Below are 21,253 nucleotides of genomic sequence, written 5' to 3'. Positions count from 1 at the left end.
CATTCAAAAAGTTCAGGATTTGGCAGGTCCAGCGGTCGACTCGCGGATGATCAATTTTGGTTTTATGAGCTTGCGAGATTGCTTGGCGGCGCCATCGCCAGCCTCCAACAGATCAACCATTTTTTTAGCAGCATGCGTCATTAATTTCTCAGCGCATTGGTCAATCGTTGTCAGGGTTGGCTGGATGTGTCCACCCACTTCAATGTTGTCATAGCCAACCACGGAGACATCACGCGGCGTCTCGATGCCAGCTTCGCGCAGACGGTTCATGGCGCCGATGGCCACGCGGTCATTCAGGGCAATGATTGCCGTTGGCAAGGGCTTGGCGTCAGCGAGCATCATCTCCGCCAAATCACGTCCATAGTCATAGTCGTGACGTTCGCGACCGGGCACGAAATATTGCTTAGCGGACTTGTCGATGGCGACCTTCAGACGGCGGCAATGCTTCTCAAAAGCCGGCCAGCGAAAGGCTCCATAAGGGTTGCCCGGATCGATCCCCATCACCGCAAAACGTCGATGCCCAAGGCCATGCAAGTGGTCCAGCACCAGACGCATCGAATGCGGGCGGTCGATGGATAATTCCTCACCATTCACCTTGTTTTCCGGGTCCACCCAAATGATGGGCTTGCCCTGCTTTTGGCAGGCGGTTAGGGCGTCGTCATCGGGCGTTAACTGAGAGCCGATCAGCACTACGCCTTCAGCTTGCATCGAGAGGAAATTCCGCAGCGCCGCGCGCTCGAGATTGAAGTCCCCGTTGGTCAACTCAATCAAGGCGTGGTAGCCCAACTCGCGCAGCGCCTGTTGCAGCAGCGACACCTTGCGAGCGAGAATCGGCGACTCCAACTCCTGAAAACAAACACCGACGATTCCAGTGCGACCGCCGCGCAGTCCGCGCGCCAGCGTATTCGGCTGAAAGCCCACTTCGGCCATCGCCTTATGCACGCGCTCAACGGTCTCTGGCAGCACGCCGGGGTGCCCATTGAGCACTCGCGAAACGGTCCAACGCGACAGCCCTAAATGCCGGGCCAGCGCCGCTGTGGTGCCAACTGAACTGGAGGTATTTTTCGTCAACAAACAAGTAAGGTTATGGGGAAAACTAAGCGGAGAATCTGGCAATTATGCCAGAATCACCTTGACAATACGCGCCAATCCAACACGTGTAGGGTGAAACGTCAACTACAAAAAAAATCAACCTCTTCGCCCTAAACCATGACCAATGAAACCCCCGTCACCCTTGGACTCAAGAAATCTTTCGGCTTTGGCGACCGCCTTGGCCTAGCCGGGCCGGGCCACATTGCAGCCCTGCAAAAAAGCGACTTCGCGGGCATCCTTTCACAGCAATCCATCCGCGAGATGACGCGCACCAATCGCACGCCCGAGCAGGTCATGCGGGCGGCGCAGGAAGCCGTCGCCGCTGCCGATTACTCACTGCCCTGGGGCGCTGACGCCGACCACCTGAAAACCGAAGCCGACGTGCAATGGACCGCCGAAGCCGGCTTCTGCTTTTTCACGATCGACCCAAGCGAATTCGTTGTCAACGAAGCCGACACGATGGACGAAACAGCGCTGAAGGCAGGCGTCGCCAAGCTGGTGAATGACAGCGTTTTCGACGATGCAAACTGGGAGGAGGCTTACCTCAAAGGCGCGTGGGACATTGGTTCGCGCGCGCTGAAGTTCGACCAGGAATCCCTTTACCGAGCGGCCGTGAAGTATGCGCGCGCCGTCGAACACTGTGGCGTCATGGCGGGCTTCATCGCCAAACACAACCCGAAGAAGCTTTACGAAATCGAAGTCTCCGTCGACGAAACCGATGCGCCAACCTCGCACCTCGAGCACCTGTTCTTTGCACTGGAATTGCGTCGTCGTGGCGTGACCGTGGTCAGCCTGGCTCCCCGCTTCATTGGGCAGTTCGAAAAGGGCGTCGACTACAAGGGCGACATCGCGGCGTTCGAAGCCGCGCTGGAAGACCACGTGGCCATCGCCAAGGCAATGGGCCCTTACAAAATCTCCATTCACAGCGGCTCGGACAAGTTTTCAATCTACCCGAGCATCGGCCGTATTTGCGGCGACCTCCTACACGTGAAAACCGCAGGCACGAGCTACCTGGAAGCGCTTCGCGTCGTGTGCCGCCAGAGCCCTGCCCTCTTCCGGGAAATCATCGCCTACAGCGCTGGACGCTTTCCGGAAGACAAGGCCAGCTACCACATTTCAGTAACGGACGACTGGGTCGCCGGGCTCGGGGCCATTGAAGCCGATGAGGTTAAATACCTCGACGAAGACTTTGGCCGCCAACTGCTGCACGTCACGTTTGGCTCCGTGCTGACCAGGGGCAAAGCCGCCGATGGCCGCAGCTTCAAAGAGGGCATTCTTGAGTCACTCGAAGGCAACGCCGACCTCCACGCCGAACTGCTGGAGCAACACCTGGGCAAGCACCTGTCACTGCTCAACGCGGGGTAAGCTGCGGTTACTTTGCACCGCAAAGTAGGGTCGATCTCTGGCCCTACTTTTTCTGACTAACGACCCAGCTCTTGAGCACCAGACCAGTGACCAAGCCCACGATGAACACCACCCAGAACACCAGTGGCGATTCACCCTCGAAACCGTGGACCAGATTCATGCCAAAGATCGTCGCAATCGCGGTTAACGGGAAGAACACGGCGGCCAAAATATTCAGCCGGTGCTGCGCCTCGACGGCCATGTTGGCCTGAGCGACCTGCTCTTCGGCCTTGCGCGCAATGCGGAAGTCCATCGCCATCTTGGCGTCACCCAGCAGCAGCTCGAAATTCCGGCTGACCGTGTAGGCGCGGTCGCGCATTTCGAGGATGAAGCGATCATCCCGCACCTGTTCACGCGCGGCTTGCAGCGTGTTGTAGGTATTGGTCGTCGCACGCTGGAGGGGGAGCAGTTCCTCGATTAGCTTGAAGTAATCTTCCGCGTCCTTGGCTTCGTCGTAGATGGTTTCCAGCGCCTTCAACTTCTTGTCATATTCGTCAAAGAACGCCTTGAGCTGACGCTCGCCATTGTCGTGACCATTGCAAAGAATGCCTCCATCGGGCTTGCGCCAGAACACCTTGTGCGTGCGGTTGACGTCATCCGGACCCGGGGGCTCATGGAGGATGATGAGCAAATGCCCGTCCTCAAAGATCGTTCGTTGGCGGCCATAGGTGGCGTCACCCAAACGGGCCTCGATGGCGGGCGGCAATTGCCACTTGAACTGGGTGCGGGTAATCATGGGACGGGAGATTAAAGTGAACCAATTAAAAATTAAAGATTCGTTTCGCCTATTTCAATACGCGCCTCAGCAGGGGCCGGGGGGGGGGGGGGGGGCAAAACTTGCCTGCATCCGAATTTCAAAGAACAACAACCCCGCCCAATCGCCACACTGGACGTAGGAGGGAGGCCTTCGACAACGGTTCCAAATTCACGCAAGCAATGCGTGGCGGAGCAGCCATCGGCAACCGGCGCCCCGTTGTGTCGGGCGCCTAAACGTCTCTGCGGCAAAGCAGCGAGCTGGCATAATCACGGGCGGCTTTGGGCAGCCCAATGGCCGCATTAAAATCTCCGGGCGTCGCCGAGCCGCTGTTTTACACCCAGCAGCTTGGCGAATGAGCCCGTTCAACGATTCCAAAACCACACCGCAAACGAACGCGTTCGCAGCGCAGAGACTGGACTACCCGCGTGCTATGGCGGGGCGTCTGATGGATGGGGAGAGGGATTCATGGCGTTGGATTGGTTTAAAAAATCGACAGGGTTTTAGTGACAAATTGAATACTAACCCAAAAGCGCCAACCGCCAAACAAAAAGTGAACGCCCGAGCATTTTATTAGTGAGTAGCTCTGACTATTAACTCGCGTTGGGAATCAAGGAGTTAGGAGTCGCCATTGGAGATTTAGGCAATCGCCGAATGAGCCTGAGCGACCAAACCACGGCCTCACCAAGCTTGACACGATATCGGAGGCATCGATACAAAATCCAAGCAGCGACTCGCCCGATGAACACCTTTCCCATCACAATTACAGAGCTCAAAGTGCGCCACCTAACCCGCGCCCTGGGCTTCGTCATGGGGGCGCTGTTACTGGTCGCTGCGGTCTATATTTTAACGTATCTGCACCCGCTCATGGCCTCCGCCCCATCGAGCGCTGATGATTCCTTCGCTTTTTGGCTGAGACTATGCGTCATCTCAGCCCTCGGCGCTATGCTGCTGACGCCATATCGCCTGACCAGGCGTCACCAACTGACGAAAATTGCATTTGGGAGCTTGATTGGCTATTACTCCGTCATCTGCTTTCTTTCGCATACTGAGCCAAAAACCTTTACCCCCAACCCGATCAAAGCGGCTGCCATCGTGGCGATCCTGATTGCGCAACTCGTCCTCGTGCTGCGCCCGACGAAGCTAGCCCTGCCCCCTGCACCATGAGACCAAGCCATTTCCTGATTGCCCTGGGCATCGTCCTCTTCGTCACGCTTGCTGGCATTGGCTATTACGGCTATGTGAAGCTACAAATCGATGACGAACCGCTTGACTACAGCAGCCTCGATGTCGAGCTCGGGCCGCGCGATTCCGAGATCAACGGCTATAGCAAGTTGCGCGCAGTCACAGACGGCATGCAATGGGACTTTGGTCGACATGACGAAGAGGGCCTCGCGATGAGCCCGTTTTACCCCGAGGCCCATCCGTTGACCACCGATGAGCTGCGAGCGATCATCAACGCCCACTCCGGCAACATTGCCCAAATTGAAGACGCGCTAGCGATGGAGGTCTTCCAATTCGACCAGGACGCCACGCCGAATACGCTAGTTCCGGAGATCGGCCAATTCCAGGCGTTTGCCCGCAACCAGGTTTTCCATGCGCGGCTGCTCGCGCGAGAGGGAGAGCCGGACGCCGCACTGGCGCGGCTCATTACGCTGTCCCAGCAAATTCAGCGTTTTGCCGACTCCCAAGGCGGCTTGATCATCATCCTCACCGCACTCGCCGCCGCCGATATGTGCAACGACGAAATCGACTACCTTGTGGCGCACTACCCGCTCTCGGCTGACGCCCTGCGCCAAGCGCTCGTTGGCTATGCGCTACGCGGCGCCATGGAGCAAAACCTGGCGACCTGCATTAAGCTGGAGTTTCAATTCTGCGTTTATTGCATCGACCACCTCGGTGAACTGGCAGAGGAGGAAGGGAGCGACTCGACCTTTCCCTGGTTGAAAAAGAACAAGCCCAACCCGTTTGTTTTTAAGCCCAACCGCACCAAGAACGAGCTTTACACCAACTACGCGGACGCCATTGAGCAACTAGCCCTCCCCGCCAATCAACGCCATTTCGATTGGGCGGACAAAATCGAACGCGAGCATAATAAGGGCTTCCTGCAAATGCTCGTGAGCGGTAACGCCGTGGGCACGCTGCTGCAGGCGATCCTGGTTCCCGCTTACGCGAAGGTTTTTGAAAAAGCAGCCCTGGGCGATTTCCACAGCGAGGCAACCTACCTGATGCTCGCCCTGCGACTTTACAAATTGGAGCACGACGCCCTGCCGTCGACGCTCGAGGCCCTGGCTCCGGACTACATCGAAGCCGCGCCTCGTGACCCTTACGACTGGCAACCGCTACGCTACAATGCCGAGCGCGCCATCCTCTACTCGATCGGCATGGACAACGAAGACATGGGTGGCAGCGAGTCGATTTCGCGCCTGGATTACACGGAACCGGATTTCGAGCTGGAGTTCAACGACGACTACATTGCCGAGCAGGATAAATACGAACCCACATTTCATATTCGCTTTGATCTGGAGCCGCGCGACTTCTCCGCCGACGAAGAAGAACAACAACCATGAAATTCCGCCCCTACCTGATCGCCTTCGGGCTCTGCTTCCTGATGTTCATTGCGGGCTTCGCCATCTGGGCGACCCATGACGATGAGCCGCTGGACTACTCCAGCATGGACATCGAAATCGGCCCCAAGGATGCGTCCATCAACGGGTATACGCAGTTGCAGGAAATCGGCGACTCACTGGAGTTCGATCTGGATATTCTGGAATCCCGTTCGCTAAACGGAGAATATCCCGACCCTTCGCCATTTGCCGCTACTACGAGTTTTCTCACCCAAGCACAGATGCAAGCGCTGGTCGATGTGAACGCCGACAAGATGGCGCCTATCAGCAACGCATTCTCACGCGCCCAATTTCAAATCGACGAAATGCCGACCCCCGAATTTCAGATCTATGGCCCAGCCGAGTTTTTGCGTTACATTAAGGTCAGCTGTATCATGGCGCGACTGCTGGTGATCAGTGAAGAGCCAGACCAAGCACTGGAGATCATCCTTCAATTGGACAAAGAAATCAGTCGCCTATCTGATTCCGGCGGCGGTCTACTACATCTATACATATGCATTGCTTCTGCCAAGATCACCAATGAAGAGCTAACCTACCTCCTAGCCCACAGCGAGCCTTCCAAAGCCGCCTTGCACTATGCGCTGCAAAACTATCCTCTAAGAGGACAATTAATCAAAAACTACGAAAACAGCATCAAGTGGGAATTCCAATTAGCATGCAGCGCGCTTGAGCTCATCAAAGAAAAACCACAAGAAATTAAGCGCTGGATAGATGAATTGGAATACATACCAGGAGGCCTGTTAACCTTCGCTTATAAGCCACATACAACGCGTAATTTGCTCTTCGGTCACATCAGTAAAATACTTGAAAATGCAGCGCTCCCCTACTCGAAGCGAATCGACATATATCCCCAAAGACGCCCGATCTACCAAATGGTGTTAGCAGGCAACCCAGTCGGCGAAATGTCCGCTACCTTACTCTTCCCAGCATACGGCGGCCCCTGCGAGCGAGCGTTACGTGGCGACATCGAGTCCGACACTGTTTACCTGATGCTCGCGATGCGACTCTACCAAATGGATCACGGCGTGCTGCCACTCACACTGGAAGCACTCGCCCCGGAGTACATCGACGCTGTGCCGATCGATCCTTTCGACGAGCAACCGCTGCGCTACGACGCCCAGCGTGCAATCATTTACTCAGTCGGCGAGGATACCGTGGACAGTGGTGGCAGCGGATACCTCTCCAGACTGGATTACAATCATCCCGATTACGAAAACGCCGTCGACAATCAGCAAATAGCTGAAGCAGATGACAAAGACGAGCCCACATTTCATATTCGCTTTGATCTGGAGCCGCGCGACTTCTCCGCAGCCGACGAAGAAGAACAACAACCATGAAATTCCGCCCCTACCTGATCGCCTTCGGGCTGTGCTTCCTCATGTTCATTGCGGGCTTCGTCATCTGGGCGACCCATGACGATGAGCCGCTGGACTACTCCAGCATGGACATCGAAATCGGCCCCAAGGATGCGTCCATCAACGGGTATACGCGGCTGCAGGAAATCGGCGACTCGCTGGAGTTCGATCTGGGCGTGCTGGATGACTATTATAGTGACGAATACTATGACTACTCTCCGTTTGCTGCGCCAATGGAAACCCTGAACATTCAGGAGATACGCGAGATCGTAGCCGCCAATTTGGAGAATATCCGCGCCGTGGATGAAGCCTTTACGCTGGAGCAATTTTACGTCGATGATGAACCCAACGTAGATACGATCATTCCCAGCGTGGGCGATCTGCAAGACTACACCAAGGTGCGCACGATGGAGGCCCGGCTGCTCGCTATCGACGGAGATCCAGACGCCGCGTTGGCCCGCCTGCTGAATCTGGACGAACAATTGACCCGCTTTGCCCAAGGCGGCGGGGGCCTCGTTCATCTTCTAACCGCCACGGCGTGCATCGGCATTTCCAATCACGAGATGCTGTATTTGATCAGCCACTACGATCTATCTGAACAGGCGCTCCGGGACGCCATCAAGACGTACCCGCTCCGCAACGTGCTCAGCGATGAGCTGGCTACCGCCATCAAGTGGGAATTTCATTTTGCGCTCAACACCCTCAGCCTAATACAAGAGGAACCTGAAGGGCTCGGCATGCTCGATGACAACCTGGGTAGAATCCCGCCCCAACTGATCAAGCTCGTCTGCAAGCCAAACAAAACGCGCAACAGTTTTTATCAGCTTTATTCAGGTATGCTGGATGACCAAAACAAGCCCTTTGCAGATCGGAAAACGGTAAATCCCCAGAAGCCCTCTTTGTTCCGGTCAATTCTGCGCGGCAACGTAGTTGGCGAGATGCTCCCCCTGCTCCTCATTCCAGCGACCGACCGCGTAACTCAGAGCTTGGCGCAGCAAGACGCCTACAGCGCCTATATCTACCTGCTGTTCGCGTTGCGGCTTTATCAGTTGGAGCATGGCTCGCTGCCACCGACGCTCGATGCGCTGACGCCGGACATCATTCTTAATATCCCACTCGACCCGTATGACGGCCAGCCACTGCGCTACAACGCCGAGCGCGGCATTGTCTATGCAGTGGGCATCGATGGCGTGGACGACGGCGGCAACGCGTATCTTTCCTCATTCGATTATGCGCACCCGGACTACGAAGACGCGCATATCGATGATGAAATTGCCCACGTGGACAAGAACGAGCCGACGTTTCACATTCGCTTTGACCTGGAGCCGCGGACGTTTGAACGTGCGGAGTAATGGCAAAAAAACGTATTTCTGCTGGACTGCTCATGTATGACGACTCGGGGGACGAGCTGCGCGTGCTCGTGGCGCACCCGGGCGGACCGTATTTTGCAAAAAAGGATGCGGGGTATTGGTCGATCCCCAAGGGGGAGCCGGAAAAAGATGAAACCGACCTGCTCGAAGTCGCACGGCGGGAATTTGAGGAGGAAATCGGCCTCAAGCCGCCCGCCAAACTCGATCCGAAGGTGATTTTCTGGCCGTTGGACACGATTACGCAAAAAGGCGGCAAGGTGGTCCATGCCTGGGCGTTTCGCGGCCATTGGGAGGACGGTCGGACGCCCGTCAGCAACACTTTTGCCATCGAATGGCCGCCGAAATCCGGCAAACTGGTGCAGATTCCGGAAGTCGACCGCGCTGAAATGGTTCCCCTCCCCGAAGCGAAGCGCCTGCTGAAGGAGTCGCAATGGCCTTTTCTAGAGCGCCTGGCGGCGGTTTTGAAATAATTGTGGCAGTGTCGGTAATGTTGGTAAAGTGAGTAAAGTTAAGGCAAAGCGTTGGTGATGGTGGCGTCAGCTCAAACTTTACTAACACTACTCACTTTACCCACCCTACTCACACTACGAACATTTATAGTGCTGATCACTGCTTAAATCTAGGGTGGAGGCCTGTCTAAAATTCCCCCGGTGAGCTAGAAATCGCCAAGTGATAAGGACTTCTGGGCATTTCCTCCTTTACACCACGCCCGGAAAGGCGAAACTTCGGGGCTTGCCCAACTTTTCAACGACTTTAATCTCATTTAGCTTGTGACATCCGCTGACGATTTTGTTCTCCAACTCATGCAGGACCGCGGCCTAGTGGACGCGGACACCGTCGACCAGGCGTTGGCAGAAGCCGGCGCCCAAGAAGAGCCACCCGAAAACCTTGATGGCGAGGCCATCGAGATGATCGTGGCCAGTGGCGCCTGCTCTCATCAACAAATTGTTGAAGCCCTCGCCGAGGAATTCAACATGGAGACCATCGACCTGAACGACATCCGCGTCTCCCACGAGGCGCTGGAACTGGTGAAGCGCGACATGGCCGCGCGTTACCACGTGTTCCCCATTGAGGTCGATGGCAACACCCTGGAGCTCGCCACGTGCGATCCGCTCGACGTCGACTCGATCGACTCGCTCAGCCACGTGCTGAAGATGAGCGTGAACACGCGCCTGACGACCCCCGAGCAAATTGCCAAGGCAATCGAGAATTACTACGATTCGCCCGAAGCCTCCGGCCTGGAGGGCATGGACGGCCTCTATAAAGAGGTGCTCGGCGAAGACGACGTAAATGTCGAGCTGCCCACAGGCGACGAAGACAACACCGACGAAGAAGCCGCGCCGATCATTCGCTACGTGCACATGATCATCACCGAGGCGATTAAGCGCCGCGGGTCGGACATCCACATGGAGCCGCTGGAAAAGCGTTTCCGCGTCCGCTACCGCATTGACGGTCGCCTCGTGGAGGTGGAAAACCCGCCCAAGCGCCTGCAGCCCGCCATTATCTCCCGCATCAAGCTGATGGCCAACGTGTCCATCGCCGAAAAACGCGTCCCGCAGGACGGCCGTATTCAAATGCGCGCCTCGGGCAAGGAGATCGACCTGCGCGTATCGGTTTTGCCCACGGTCTATGGCGAATCAGTCGTCATGCGTATTCTCGACAAGGAAGGCCTGAACCTCGGCCTTCCGCAATTGGGCTTCTTCTCAGACGACCAAGCGAACTTCGAGCGCATCATCGCGATGCCGGACGGCGTGTTCCTCGTCACTGGTCCGACCGGTTCCGGTAAGTCCACCACGCTTTACTCCGCGCTGAATTACGTCAACCACCCGGACCGCAAGATCATCACCGTTGAAGACCCGGTCGAGTATCAGATGACGGGCATCAACCAGGTGCAGGTTCGCAAAGACGTCGGCATGACCTTCGCTGCGGCGCTCCGCTCGATGCTTCGCCAAGCGCCCAACATCATCATGGTGGGGGAAATTCGAGACTTGGAAACGGCGGAAATCGCGATCAACGCGTCGCTGACCGGTCACATGGTGTTCTCCACGCTGCACACCAACGACGCGCCGAGCGCGGTCACTCGTTTGCAGAACATCGGCGTGAAGCCGTTCCTGATTTCCGCCGCGCTCCGAGGCGCTCTGGCTCAACGTCTGGTGCGCCGCATTTGCCTGAATTGCAAGAAGCCGTATCTGCCGGAAGTCCACGAGGTCAACGCCATGGGCATCCCCGAACAGCAGCTCAGCGAGATTGAGTTCTTCCACGGGGAAGGTTGCAACAAGTGCAACAACACCGGCTGCAAAGGCCGTATGGGCATTTTCGAGTTCTTCGTCGTCACCGAGGAAGTGCAGCAAATGATTTACGAAGGCCGCAACCTCGTCGAGCTGCGCACCAAGGCGCGCGAGGCCGGGATGCGCTCCATGCGCGAAGACGGTTTCCGCAAGGTCGCCGCCGGCATGACCACCATCGAGGAAGTTCTCCACGTCACCGTGGGCGACATGAGCTAAAGAAATGCAAAATTCTAAATGCCAAATTCAAAAAAACAAACAGGCGCAAGATTCGCTGCATGAGACCTTTTGGCATTTTGAATTTAACATTTTGAATTTAACCAAAGGACGCCATGAGCTATGAAATGAACGAATTGCTCACTCTGATGTGCGACGAAGGCGCATCAGATCTTCATATTCAGGTGGGGCAGCCGCCCACGCTGCGCACTGGCGGCTCCATGGTTCCCGTCGATGGGCCCGATCTGGAGCCACAGGACACCGAGGAGCTCATGGAGGCGATCACCTCCGACGCCCACCAGCAGAAGCTGAAAACCGTTGGCGGCGCAGACTTCGGTTTTGCGTTCATGGACAAAGCGCGCTTCCGCGTGTCCGTCCTCAAAGCCAAGGGCAACTACGGCATGGTGCTTCGCCAAATCCCGAACAAACTGTTCGGTCTGCGCGAAATCGGCCTGCCCGATAAAGTGAAGGACTTGCTCACCCGCCCGCGCGGACTCATCTTGGTCACCGGCCCGACCGGCTCCGGTAAGTCCACCACCCTCGCCTCGATGATCAACTGGATCAACGAGAACCTCGACGGGCACATCATCACCATTGAAGACCCGATTGAGTATTACCACGACCACAAGCGCTGCATCGTCACCCAGCGTGAAGTCGGCGTGGACGTGCCCAGTTTTGCCGACGCCATCCGCGGCGCGCTTCGCCAAGACCCGGACATCATCCTCGTTGGGGAAATGCGCGACCTGGAAACCATCGAAGCCGCTGTTTCTGCGGCGGAAACCGGCCACCTCGTCTTCGGCACCCTGCACACCACCGGGGCCGCGCGCACGGTTGACCGTATTGTCGACGCCTTCCCCGCCGAAACGAAGGACCAGATTCGCACACAGCTCGCGTCGTCCATCATATCCGTTATTTCGCAGGTGCTCTGCCGCAAAGTCGGCGGCGGCCGCATCGCCAGCTACGAAATCATGGTGACCACGGACTCAATTTCCGCGCTGATTCGCGAAAACAAGACCTACCGCATCAATTCCGACATTCAAACGGGCGCCAATCTGGGAATGATCTCCCTGGACGCCCACTTGCTCAGCCTTTTCAACCGCGGGTTTATTACGGGCGAAACCTGCATCGAAAAATCTCAATTGCCCGATGAAATGCGCCAGAAAGTCGCCGCCATGGCGGCCAGCCACCGTTAATTTATAATCGCCCGCTTTGTTGCCCACCCATGTTTGAAGACCACAACGACACCATTTACGAGATCCTGCAGGAAAGCGATCTCATCGACGGCGCCCAGTTGGACGACCTGAACCAGGCCCACATCAATACTGGTAAGGCCCTGGCCGAGGAAGCCATCGACTCCGAGCTCGTCGAGCGCACTGAGCTGCTTCAGCTCGTGGCCGACTACCTGCAATACGAGTATCTCGAAACGCCGCCCGACCGCATCGAGCAAGAAATCGTCGAGTCCGTCAAGCCATCCGTCGCCCGCATGTACGCCGTGCTGCCGCTGCGTGTGGACGACCACTCGATCGACCTGCTCGCCAAGGACCCGTTTAATAACAGCATCATTGACGACCTCACGTTCTCGCTCGGTAAGGACGTGAACCTCGTCGTCACCGACCCGGACTTCCTCGACAACCTCATTGTCAACCACTACGGCAGCGAAGACTCCTCCATCGACGACCTGCTCGACGAGATTCGCTCCTCTGAAGCCGAAATCGACACCAGTGGCGACATTTCCGCCAGCGAGCTGACCAACATGGCGAACGAAACGCCGATCATTCGTTTCGTAAACCTCGTGCTCCAGCAGGCAATTCGTGACAAGGCGTCGGACATCCACTTTGAGCCCTTCGAAACGCAGTTCCGCATCCGTTACCGCATTGACGGCGCGCTGTATGAAATGGCCCCCCCGCCCTCCAACCTGGCGATCCCGGTCATTTCCCGCATCAAGGTGCTCTCCAGCCTAAACATCGCCGAGCGCCGCATCCCGCAGGACGGTCGTATTAAAATGACCATCGCCGGACGCCCGGTTGACCTGCGCGTATCGACCTTGCCCACGCAGTTCGGCGAATCCGTGGTTCTCCGCGTTCTGGACAAGTCCGTGGTCAACCTGGACTTGGAAAACCTCTCCATGCCGGACGACATCATGCAGTCGATCCGCGGCTTGGTCGCCCGCCCGAACGGCATTTTCATCGTCACCGGCCCAACCGGTTCCGGCAAGACGACCACGCTTTACTCCGCCCTGCGCGAGGTAAACAAGGTCGACACCAAGATTTTGACTGCCGAAGACCCCGTGGAATACGAGATCGACGGCATCATGCAGGTGGCCATTAACCACGCGGTGGGCCTGAACTTCGCCGCCACGCTGCGCTCCTTCCTGCGTCAAGACCCAGACAAGATCATGGTCGGGGAGATTCGTGACCTCGAAACCGCGCAAATCGCGGTGCAAGCCTCGCTCACAGGTCACGTGGTGCTCTCCACGCTCCACACCAATGACGCCCCCGGCGCGGTGACCCGTATGATCGACATGGGCCTGGAGCCCTTCCTGATCTCCGCATCGCTCGAAGGCGTGCTTGGTCAACGTCTTGTCCGCCGCATTTGCCCGACTTGCCGCACGGCTTACGAGCCGGACGCCGAGCTGATCGACGTCCTCGGCATCGACCCGCTCGAAATCGCCGACAAGCAATTCTACTACGGTAAGGGCTGCGCCGAATGCAGCCAGACCGGCTATCGCGGGCGCCAGGGACTTTTCGAAATGATGATGATCTCCGACAGCATTCGCGACCTCATCACCCAGAAAGCTCCGACGCTCGTGCTCAAACAGAAAGCCCTGGAGCAAGGCATGCGCACTTTGCGCGATGACGGCTTGCGCGCAATTTTTGACGGCGCAACTACCATCGAGGAAGTGTTAAAGTATACCTAGGGAGCCTAAAACGCGGAAAATCATGATTTCCGCCCGTTTTCAACGCACATTTGCATTGTCTCTTACCCACCAGCACCGCAATTTAAACGACCTCTTTACCTGACACACGCTTAAGACCCCATGGCAAAATTCAGCTACACCGCAATCGATCCATCCGGCAAACAGAAGTCCGGCGCCATTGACGCAGCATCGCAAGACGACGCTCAAAACAAGCTTTCGGGCATGGGCCTGATGGTCAGCAGCATCACCCAGCAGGCTGACTCGCCCAAGAAATCGCGCCGAGGCGCCACGAGCAGCGCCAAGTCCAGCGGCAAAAAGGGCGGCGGCATGGCATTCGGCGCCGTCATCAACCAGGAAGACCTGACCATCTTTACGCGCCAGATGGCGACCCTGCTCCAAGCCGGCCTCCCCCTTCTGCGAAGCCTTGAGGTCATGATTCGCCAGGAGAAGAACCCGCGCTTCAAAGACGTGCTCGTGCAAATCGCCGACAACGTCCGCTCCGGTAACAACCTCTCGGACGGTCTCGCGCAGCATCCCAAGATTTTCAAACCTCTCTTCGTGAATATGATTAAAGCCGGTGAGGCCGGCGGCGTGCTCGACGTCGTGCTGACTCGTTTGGCGAAGTTCATGGAAAAGGACTTGAAGACCCGCAAGAAGATCAAGTCCGCCATGATTTACCCGATCGTCATTATCTCGGTCGCGTTCATCATCGTGATGGGTCTGCTCATGTTCATCGTGCCGAAGTTCCAGGAAATTTTCGAAACGATGCTCAAGGGCAAGTCCATGCCAGCGTTGACGGAATTCGTCATCAATGCGGGTAACCTGGTGAAGCCAACTGGATTCGTCGACGGTCTCATCAAATTTGCCGCCTTCGTCGTCCTCTTCTTTGTCTTCCGCTTCCTGATCAGCACTGGCCCCGGCCAAAAAGCCAAGGATTGGCTCGCGCTCAACACGCCCAAGGTGGGCGAGCTGGTGAGCAAAGCCGCGATCTCCCGCTTTACCCGCACCTTCGGGACCCTGCTCTCTTCCGGCGTGCCGATCCTGCAGTCCTTGAACATTACGCGTGACGTCATCGGCAACAGCCGCATCGCCGCCGCGCTCAACAAGGTGCATGACCGCGTGCGTGACGGTGAAAGCCTCGCCACTCCGCTGGAGCAGCAGAAGATTTTCCCCACGATGGTCACCAGTATGATCGACGTCGGTGAAGAAACCGGTGAACTCGCCGAAATGTTGAACCGCATTGCGGACAACTACGATGAAGACGTGGACAACGCCGTGAACTCGATCACCTCCATCATCGAGCCGATCATGATTATCTTCCTCGCGGTGATCGTCGGCACCATTGTTATCGCGCTCTTCCTGCCGATTATCTCCATCATCCAAAACCTCACCTAAGCAACTCCGGTTGCCCCGAGGACAGTTTACATCGCAAGCCCGGTTCGCTTCAGGACCGGGCTTCGCTTTATCCAACCGTTGCCATGCAAAGGCGGAGACAAGGGCTTGGTTATTCGCCTGACTTGAGGATGGTCAACTCGCCGTTGTAAAGGTCGCGGTTACTGGCGTTGAACTCGACTTTCATCGCGCACTCCAGACCGAAAAGATCGAGCACTTCGTAGGACTCCACCGAGTACTGCCCTTCGGCGACTTCCTTGACCTGGAAACCAAAGAGCAAATGATGCGCGTCTTCGCGGATCTTCGGGTCATCCGAAGGCGACAGGTAAAAGGTTCGCTGCGTGGAGTTGGTCGTCCCCTCACTGAAGCACTTCACTTCGACATAGAATGTTTGGCCATCCTTGCGCGCCACGAGGTCCGGGTAGCCTGCGCTTTGACGACGCCCCGACTGCGTGCGCGGCGTATCTACGTTAAAGCCCTCGGCCTCCAGCGCCGTTCGCAAGAGCTGCTCCACGCGAAGCCCCACTTCGTTAATGCGCCCCGATGTCACCGGCTGCGCCTGCGCCGCCGCTCGCACTGACTCCGCAGCGTCACGAAGCAAGTCCTGTAGTTGCCCATTCCACGGGATGACTTGATACCCCGATATTTGTTCAATCAACACCGGAAGCGGATAAGTCGTCTCATGTTGATCAAGCAGAATGGGCGGCTCAGCAGGAGTGGGTAATTCCCCGGCATCATCGACTGCAAGCACGGCGGCAGATGATAGAAACAGAGCGCCACAAAGTGAAAATTGTTGGGTGAATCGCCGTCCCATTACGCAGATGATGCTTGAAACAAGGTAAGATTAATCAATGGTGAACGCATGCCAGATGCAAACGAGGACATCGAGCCCGTAGCTCCTACCCTAGACGTTGACGACAGCATGGAGCAAACGATTACTTTGGGGAAGTTAGCGCGGGGCATCGCCCACGACATCAATAACCTCGTCACCAGCATCCAGGGCAACGCCCAGTTGGCCGAGCGTGCGCTCAAAAACGAAAACGAACTGAAGAAATCGCTGGCCAACATCCGCCTCGCCTCCCGGCTGATCACTGAGTTGACCGGCCAGATACAGGCCTTCAGCCGAACGCACCAGATGCCAACAGCCTGCTTTGATCTGACCAAAGTAGTCAACGAAATCGTCCACCTCATCGGCTCGACGATTCAGCCCAGCATCAAGCTCAAGACCAAGGTCACCAAGGAGCCAGTCTACGTCATCGGCGCCTCCAGCCAACTGGCGCAGGCCGTGATGAACCTTTGCACGAACGCTCTTTCTGCCCTTGGCCAACAGGACCGCGGCGAGTTGATGATCAAACTCTACACAGCCGACGGCCAGGCCCACATTGGTGTTTCCGACAACGGCCATGGCATCGATCAGGACAAGTTGGACCGTATTTTCGACCCCTTTTACACCACGAAACATTTCGGCATGGGCAGTGGCCTGGGCCTCGCAGTGGTCAAAAGCGTCATCGACGCGCACAAAGGGACCATCCAAGTCAGCAGCGAAGCCAATGCAGGCGCCGCGTTTGACATCCAGCTCCCGCTCGCGCCGGACAACGCAGTTGAGGAGGCCAACGCGTCGCCAGCGATTGAGCAATTGGCCAACAATTCCCAATCCCGCAGCATTTGCATCCTGCTCGTCGACGACGAACCGACCATTCGCAGCCTTGGCGTGGACATCCTGCACACCCTTGGCTACCGTGTAACCGTGGCCTCACACGGGCGCGAGGCATACGAGATTTTTCAACGCCGACCGGAGTATTTTGACATCATCCTGAGCGATTCCCGCATGCCGGAAATGACTGGCCTGGAGCTGGCCGCCGCCGTTCGCAAACTGCGTCCGGACATTCCGTTTATTTTGATCACGGCGTTCGACGACACGAAGGATCATCCACTGGTCGACCGGCTCGCCATCACGGACATTGTGCCCAAGCCGTTCCGTATCGAACAGCTTCAGCGCAGCCTGCGCCAAGCCATGCTTGGGGCAGAGAAGTAACGCGCTATTGCTCGCTCATAAAGCGCTTCATGGCAGCCAGCGTCTCATCGCTGATGTGATGCTCCAGCCCCTCGGCATCCGCATGCGCCTGCGGCTCCGAAACCCCCAGCGCGCGCAGAAAATCGACCACCAGATTGTGTCGCGCAGCCGCCTCAGTCGCCATCTTCCGCCCCTCGGCAGTGAGCTCAATGCCGTCGCCTGAGCGATCCAGCAACCCCCGCTTTTCGAAGCGCTGCAACGCCCGCACCACCGATACGTGGGACACCCCGAAGATCTCCTGCAGGTCTGTGACGCGTGGCGTTTGACCCGCCTCCGCCAACTCATGAATCGCCTCCGCATAGTCCTGGGCCAATTCATTGGAATGCTGCTTGCGCACCCGCTGGTGACGCCGCGCAGGTGATTGATGTTTCGTGGTTCCCGACATGCCTGAAAGAAATTCAAAGAAATTCGATTGACAAGTCAACCATGTAGCACAGGCTACAAGGCATCATGTAGCACAGGCTACATTAGTATAAATGAAGCGATCCAAATCTGACTTTTAAAATTAACAGCCCTTATCCCAAGGCGAACCACCTGCTGCATCAGCGTCCATAATGAGCATTCGAAACCACATCAACGGCCTTCTCTTCGCACTGCCTCTCAGTCTCATGGCTGAGGGAGAAACGAATTTGGCCATCGATCCCGCAGAAGACCTGAACGATGAAGTGCGCACCGGCAACGAATTGCTGGACAATGATTTTCTGAATCAGGATGGCCTAACGGGCGCGTGGTTCGGCGTTCGCGATGAGCTTGGTGACGCTGGTCTCACGCCTTATGCGGAGTTCACCGGCCAATTTCTAGCCAATGCCGATGGCGGTGTGGACGCAGACTCCAGTTGGCAGGGGTTGCTCGATTTCGGACTGGAAGCCGACTTGGAAACGCTGGCTGGCTGGGAAGGCGGCGCGTTTTTCATCAATGCGTTTTATTTTCACGGCAATGATTTAAGCGGGCCGTACGTGGGTGATTTCAACGCGGTGAGCAACATCTACACCGACACCGACTTCAACATCTTCAATATTTTCCTGCAGCAATCCTTCGCCGATGAGCAGGTAATCGTCAAAGCTGGCCAAATCGCGGTCGATGACGATTTCATGGTTTCCGAGACCGCCTTGTTGTTCATCAACTCAGCCTTCGGGCCGCTCCCGGTGGAGTCCGGCAACCTCGCGGCGCCGATCTACCCGCTCGCCGCGCCCGGCGCCTTGATCCGCGTGGAGGCGCTCGAGAACGCACATTTCCAAACGGCCATCTACGCAGGTGACGCCGGCCCCAACCAATCCAACAACCACGGGTTTGACTGGCGCACGGGCGGCAGCGCTGGCTGGGCTTGGTTTGGCGAAGCAGCGCTCGACTACCAACTGCTGGGCGACGGCGTCTTCAAGCTGGGCGGCTACTACGCAACAAGCGATTTCACCGACTTCAACACCGGTGTAACCGAGTCCGGCCTGGGCGCCATGTATGCGTTGATTGACCACCAAATCATGGACCCGTCGGTCAATGCATTTGGCCTGTCAATTTTCTGCCGCGGCGGCGTTACGCCCGACGAAAACCTGGCTACCGTCGGCGCATACTTCGACGCTGGCTTTGCGTTGCAAAGTATCTGCTTTGAGGACGACGCATTCGGCCTCGCCTGCTCGCACACTTGGTTTGGCGACGATTACCTGAGCGCCACCCGCGCCGGGGGAACCCCCGTCACCAGCACGGAAACCGTCATCGAGGCGACCTACGCCGTCGCTGTCGCCGGGTGGCTCTCCATCCAGCCCGACCTGCAATATGTCATCAACCCGCATTACAGCGACCGCGACGCCCTCGTGGTCGGCGCTCGCTGCTCAGTCATCTTTTAAAACTATGAAAAAATCGATTCTCTTCGCCTGCGCCGTGATCGGCGCACTCTTAACCGCCCTCCCCGCCTCGGCGGCGCCAAAACAGTATCCGTATAAAGTCGTGACCACCGTCGGCATGATCACCGATGTCGTGCGCAATGTGGCGGGCGATAAAGCCGAGGTCGAAGGCCTGATCGGCGAAGGGATCGACCCTCACCTCTACAAACCAACCCGCAATGACCTGATCGCCCTCAAGCGAGCGGACGTGGTCTTTTACAATGGCCTCATGCTGGAGGGCAAAATGTCCGACGTGTTGACCAAGCTCGCGCGCCGTGGCCAGCCAGTCTACGCCGTCACCGAGGATATTGCCGAGTCCGATGGCTACGTTCTCTCCGATGAGTCTGAACACTATGACCCACACGTGTGGATGGACGTCCAAGGCTGGATTGCCGCCACCAAAGTCATCGCCAAAGGTCTGTCGGAATACGATCCTGCAAACGCCGCCTATTACGCTAAAAACGCTACGGCTTACATCGCCAAGCTTGAGCAACTCGACGCTTACGCACGTGAAGCGTTGGCGAGCATTCCTGAGAATCAGCGCTACCTCGTCACCGCGCACGATGCGTTTAACTACCTGGGGCGCGCTTATGGCATCGAGGTGAAGGGCATTCAGGGGCTTAGCACGGAGTCCGAAGCCGGAGTGCGCGACATAGAGCTGTTGGTCGATTTCCTCGTGCAGAACCAGATTCCAGCGGTGTTTGTCGAAACTTCGGTCAGCGATAAAAACGTGCGCGCCCTCGTCGAAGGCGCCGCGGCCAAAGGCCACACGCTCAAGATCGGCGGCTCCTTGTATTCCGACGCCATGGGCCCGGCGGGGACTTACGAAGGCACCTACATTGGCATGATCGACCACAACTCCACCATCATCGCCAACGCCCTCGGCGGCGAGGCGCCGACCAAAGGCCTGAATGGCAAACTGAGCGCCCCCAATTGAATGGGAGTGAAAAATGCTGTAAACTAAGGAGTCATCACCATGCCCGACCTGATCTTTCATAAGAAGCCGAAGAATACGCCCCCGCTGCGCGAGGACGACCATTCGCCACGGGCGCCGCTCTCCATCCACGACCTCACGGTGGCCTACCACCGCAAACCCGTCCTGTGGGACGTCGATCTCGACATTCCCGAAGGCAAGTTAGTAGGCATAGTCGGCCCCAACGGCGCAGGCAAAAGCACGCTCATCAAAGCCTGCCTCGACCTCGTGCCCAAAGCCAGCGGCCTGGTTCAAATTTACGGGCAGCCCTACAAGCGCCAACGGAGCGTGGTCGGCTATGTGCCGCAGCGTGAAAGCGTGGACTGGGACTTCCCCGTCAGCGCGCTGGATGTCGTCGCGATGGGCCTTTACCGCGATATCGGCTGGTTTAAAACCGTGCGCAAAAAGCACAAAGACATCGCCCGCGCCGCCCTCGAGCGCGTAGGCGTTTCCCACTTGGCCGACCGGCAGATCAACCAACTTTCGGGCGGGCAGCAGCAGCGTGTATTCCTCGCCCGGGCCCTCGCGCAGGACGCGACCCTGTATTTCATGGACGAGCCGTTTGCCGCCGTCGACGCCGCCACCGAACGCGCCATCGTCACCCTGCTCAAGGAGCTGCAGGGCCAGGGCAAAACCACCCTCGTCGTGCACCACGACCTGGCGACCGTCACCCAATATTTTGACTACGTCATCCTGCTCAACATGCGTGTAGTCGCCGCAGGCCCCACCTCCGAAGTCTTCACTGCGGAAAACCTCCACCGCACCTACGGCGGCAAGCTGACGCTGCTGGCCGAGGCAGGCCACGCGTTGAGCCAGATCAAGCGCGGATGAGCCCCCTCCCCCTAGAGCACTTTTCATCTAGATTGGCCGATCAGGCCGCAGTGATTTTTCGTGTCCAGCAAGGCGGCTTGAGCGTC

General features: G+C 57.3%; 18 protein-coding genes. 14 read left to right on the top strand and 4 right to left on the bottom strand.

All coding sequences use genetic code 11. From position 1 onward, the window contains the following. Positions 1-12 precede the first annotated feature (12 nt). A complete protein-coding gene (locus RBB63_RS19580; protein ID WP_309386810.1) occupies positions 13-1,074 on the bottom strand; it encodes a LacI family DNA-binding transcriptional regulator in 1,062 nt (353 codons plus the stop codon). Between the two features lie 135 nt (positions 1,075-1,209). On the opposite strand from RBB63_RS19580, the gene RBB63_RS19575 reads away from it, so the two are divergent. Beyond that, positions 1,210-2,457, top strand: coding sequence for a tagaturonate epimerase family protein (locus RBB63_RS19575; RefSeq protein ID WP_309386808.1), 1,248 nt, complete (start codon positions 1,210-1,212; stop codon positions 2,455-2,457). Positions 2,458-2,500: 43 nt separating this feature from the next. Here the strand turns inward: RBB63_RS19575 and RBB63_RS19570 are convergent, their stop codons facing one another. Next, a complete protein-coding gene (locus RBB63_RS19570) occupies positions 2,501-3,232 on the bottom strand; it encodes a CorA family divalent cation transporter (protein WP_309386807.1) in 732 nt (243 codons plus the stop codon). Positions 3,233-3,991: 759 nt separating this feature from the next. On the opposite strand from RBB63_RS19570, the gene RBB63_RS19565 reads away from it, so the two are divergent. The 9 genes from RBB63_RS19565 (at position 3,992) to RBB63_RS19525 (ending at position 15,415) form a co-directional block, all read left to right on the top strand. Continuing rightward, positions 3,992-4,417, top strand: a complete 426-nt coding sequence (locus RBB63_RS19565; protein ID WP_309386805.1) for a hypothetical protein — start codon at positions 3,992-3,994, stop codon at positions 4,415-4,417. Then, positions 4,414-5,820, top strand: a complete 1,407-nt coding sequence (locus tag RBB63_RS19560) for a hypothetical protein (protein WP_309386804.1) — start codon at positions 4,414-4,416, stop codon at positions 5,818-5,820. Before RBB63_RS19565 ends, RBB63_RS19560 begins: the two co-directional genes overlap by 4 nt. Continuing rightward, on the top strand, positions 5,817-7,214 hold the full coding sequence (locus RBB63_RS19555) for a hypothetical protein (RefSeq protein ID WP_309386802.1): 1,398 nt from the start codon (positions 5,817-5,819) through the stop codon (positions 7,212-7,214). Before RBB63_RS19560 ends, RBB63_RS19555 begins: the two co-directional genes overlap by 4 nt. Beyond that, positions 7,211-8,584 (top strand): hypothetical protein, encoded by a 1,374-nt coding sequence (locus tag RBB63_RS19550; RefSeq protein ID WP_309386801.1) that lies wholly within the window; start codon positions 7,211-7,213, stop codon positions 8,582-8,584. Before RBB63_RS19555 ends, RBB63_RS19550 begins: the two co-directional genes overlap by 4 nt. Further along, positions 8,584-9,072, top strand: a complete 489-nt coding sequence (locus RBB63_RS19545) for an NUDIX hydrolase (RefSeq protein WP_309386799.1) — start codon at positions 8,584-8,586, stop codon at positions 9,070-9,072. The genes RBB63_RS19550 and RBB63_RS19545 overlap by 1 nt, the downstream gene beginning before the upstream one ends. Positions 9,073-9,372: 300 nt before the next feature. Continuing rightward, on the top strand, positions 9,373-11,106 hold the full coding sequence (locus tag RBB63_RS19540; protein WP_309386797.1) for a GspE/PulE family protein: 1,734 nt from the start codon (positions 9,373-9,375) through the stop codon (positions 11,104-11,106). 113 nt (positions 11,107-11,219) lie between these two features. Further along, positions 11,220-12,296, top strand: coding sequence for a type IV pilus twitching motility protein PilT (locus RBB63_RS19535; protein WP_309386796.1), 1,077 nt, complete (start codon positions 11,220-11,222; stop codon positions 12,294-12,296). Positions 12,297-12,325: 29 nt separating this feature from the next. Next, complete coding sequence (locus tag RBB63_RS19530) at positions 12,326-14,020, top strand: GspE/PulE family protein (protein ID WP_309386795.1); 1,695 nt, start codon at positions 12,326-12,328, stop codon at positions 14,018-14,020. A gap of 120 nt (positions 14,021-14,140) precedes the next feature. Then, positions 14,141-15,415, top strand: coding sequence for a type II secretion system F family protein (locus RBB63_RS19525; protein WP_309386794.1), 1,275 nt, complete (start codon positions 14,141-14,143; stop codon positions 15,413-15,415). A 109-nt stretch (positions 15,416-15,524) separates the two neighbouring features. Here the strand turns inward: RBB63_RS19525 and RBB63_RS19520 are convergent, their stop codons facing one another. Next, the gene (locus tag RBB63_RS19520) at positions 15,525-16,226 is read right to left on the bottom strand and encodes a protein NO VEIN domain-containing protein (RefSeq protein WP_309386792.1); all 702 of its coding nucleotides are present in this window, start codon (positions 16,224-16,226) and stop codon (positions 15,525-15,527) included. A gap of 48 nt (positions 16,227-16,274) precedes the next feature. Between RBB63_RS19520 and RBB63_RS19515 the strand changes: the two genes are divergently transcribed. Further along, positions 16,275-17,447: a hybrid sensor histidine kinase/response regulator gene (locus RBB63_RS19515; RefSeq protein ID WP_309386791.1), complete on the top strand. Its 1,173-nt coding sequence runs from the start codon at positions 16,275-16,277 to the stop codon at positions 17,445-17,447. A 4-nt stretch (positions 17,448-17,451) separates the two neighbouring features. Here the strand turns inward: RBB63_RS19515 and RBB63_RS19510 are convergent, their stop codons facing one another. After that, positions 17,452-17,871, bottom strand: a complete 420-nt coding sequence (locus RBB63_RS19510) for an iron dependent repressor, metal binding and dimerization domain protein (protein WP_309386790.1) — start codon at positions 17,869-17,871, stop codon at positions 17,452-17,454. Positions 17,872-18,040: 169 nt separating this feature from the next. On the opposite strand from RBB63_RS19510, the gene RBB63_RS19505 reads away from it, so the two are divergent. Genes RBB63_RS19505 through RBB63_RS19495 form a run of 3 tightly spaced genes read left to right on the top strand, consistent with a single transcriptional unit; the run spans position 18,041 to position 21,167 of the window. Next, positions 18,041-19,327 carry a carbohydrate porin gene (locus RBB63_RS19505; RefSeq protein WP_309386789.1) on the top strand — a complete coding sequence of 429 codons (1,287 nt, stop codon included), beginning with the start codon at positions 18,041-18,043 and terminating at the stop codon, positions 19,325-19,327. A gap of 4 nt (positions 19,328-19,331) precedes the next feature. Continuing rightward, entirely contained in the window at positions 19,332-20,300 is a 969-nt protein-coding gene (locus RBB63_RS19500) for a metal ABC transporter solute-binding protein, Zn/Mn family (RefSeq protein ID WP_309386788.1), read from the top strand. Between the two features lie 39 nt (positions 20,301-20,339). Further along, complete coding sequence (locus RBB63_RS19495; RefSeq protein WP_309386786.1) at positions 20,340-21,167, top strand: metal ABC transporter ATP-binding protein; 828 nt, start codon at positions 20,340-20,342, stop codon at positions 21,165-21,167. The last annotated feature ends 86 nt before the right edge of the window (positions 21,168-21,253 follow it).

The organism is Cerasicoccus frondis (genome assembly GCA_031296915.1).
In the GTDB taxonomy this organism is placed as follows: domain Bacteria; phylum Verrucomicrobiota; class Verrucomicrobiia; order Opitutales; family Cerasicoccaceae; genus Cerasicoccus; species Cerasicoccus frondis.
Note: the sequence above shows the minus strand (reverse complement) of the source record. Positions and strands in the feature narration are given on the sequence as shown.

Coding starts and splice junctions, on each gene's coding strand:
- RBB63_RS19575 (WP_309386808.1), top strand. CDS start 1,210: ATGACCAATGAAACCCCCGTCACCCTTGGACTCAAGAAATCTTTCGGC.
- RBB63_RS19570 (WP_309386807.1), bottom strand. CDS start 3,232: ATGATTACCCGCACCCAGTTCAAGTGGCAATTGCCGCCCGCCATCGAG.
- RBB63_RS19565 (WP_309386805.1), top strand. CDS start 3,992: ATGAACACCTTTCCCATCACAATTACAGAGCTCAAAGTGCGCCACCTA.
- RBB63_RS19560 (WP_309386804.1), top strand. CDS start 4,414: ATGAGACCAAGCCATTTCCTGATTGCCCTGGGCATCGTCCTCTTCGTC.
- RBB63_RS19555 (WP_309386802.1), top strand. CDS start 5,817: ATGAAATTCCGCCCCTACCTGATCGCCTTCGGGCTCTGCTTCCTGATG.
- RBB63_RS19550 (WP_309386801.1), top strand. CDS start 7,211: ATGAAATTCCGCCCCTACCTGATCGCCTTCGGGCTGTGCTTCCTCATG.
- RBB63_RS19545 (WP_309386799.1), top strand. CDS start 8,584: ATGGCAAAAAAACGTATTTCTGCTGGACTGCTCATGTATGACGACTCG.
- RBB63_RS19535 (WP_309386796.1), top strand. CDS start 11,220: ATGAGCTATGAAATGAACGAATTGCTCACTCTGATGTGCGACGAAGGC.
- RBB63_RS19530 (WP_309386795.1), top strand. CDS start 12,326: ATGTTTGAAGACCACAACGACACCATTTACGAGATCCTGCAGGAAAGC.
- RBB63_RS19525 (WP_309386794.1), top strand. CDS start 14,141: ATGGCAAAATTCAGCTACACCGCAATCGATCCATCCGGCAAACAGAAG.
- RBB63_RS19520 (WP_309386792.1), bottom strand. CDS start 16,226: ATGGGACGGCGATTCACCCAACAATTTTCACTTTGTGGCGCTCTGTTT.
- RBB63_RS19515 (WP_309386791.1), top strand. CDS start 16,275: ATGCCAGATGCAAACGAGGACATCGAGCCCGTAGCTCCTACCCTAGAC.
- RBB63_RS19510 (WP_309386790.1), bottom strand. CDS start 17,871: ATGTCGGGAACCACGAAACATCAATCACCTGCGCGGCGTCACCAGCGG.
- RBB63_RS19505 (WP_309386789.1), top strand. CDS start 18,041: ATGAGCATTCGAAACCACATCAACGGCCTTCTCTTCGCACTGCCTCTC.
- RBB63_RS19500 (WP_309386788.1), top strand. CDS start 19,332: ATGAAAAAATCGATTCTCTTCGCCTGCGCCGTGATCGGCGCACTCTTA.
- RBB63_RS19495 (WP_309386786.1), top strand. CDS start 20,340: ATGCCCGACCTGATCTTTCATAAGAAGCCGAAGAATACGCCCCCGCTG.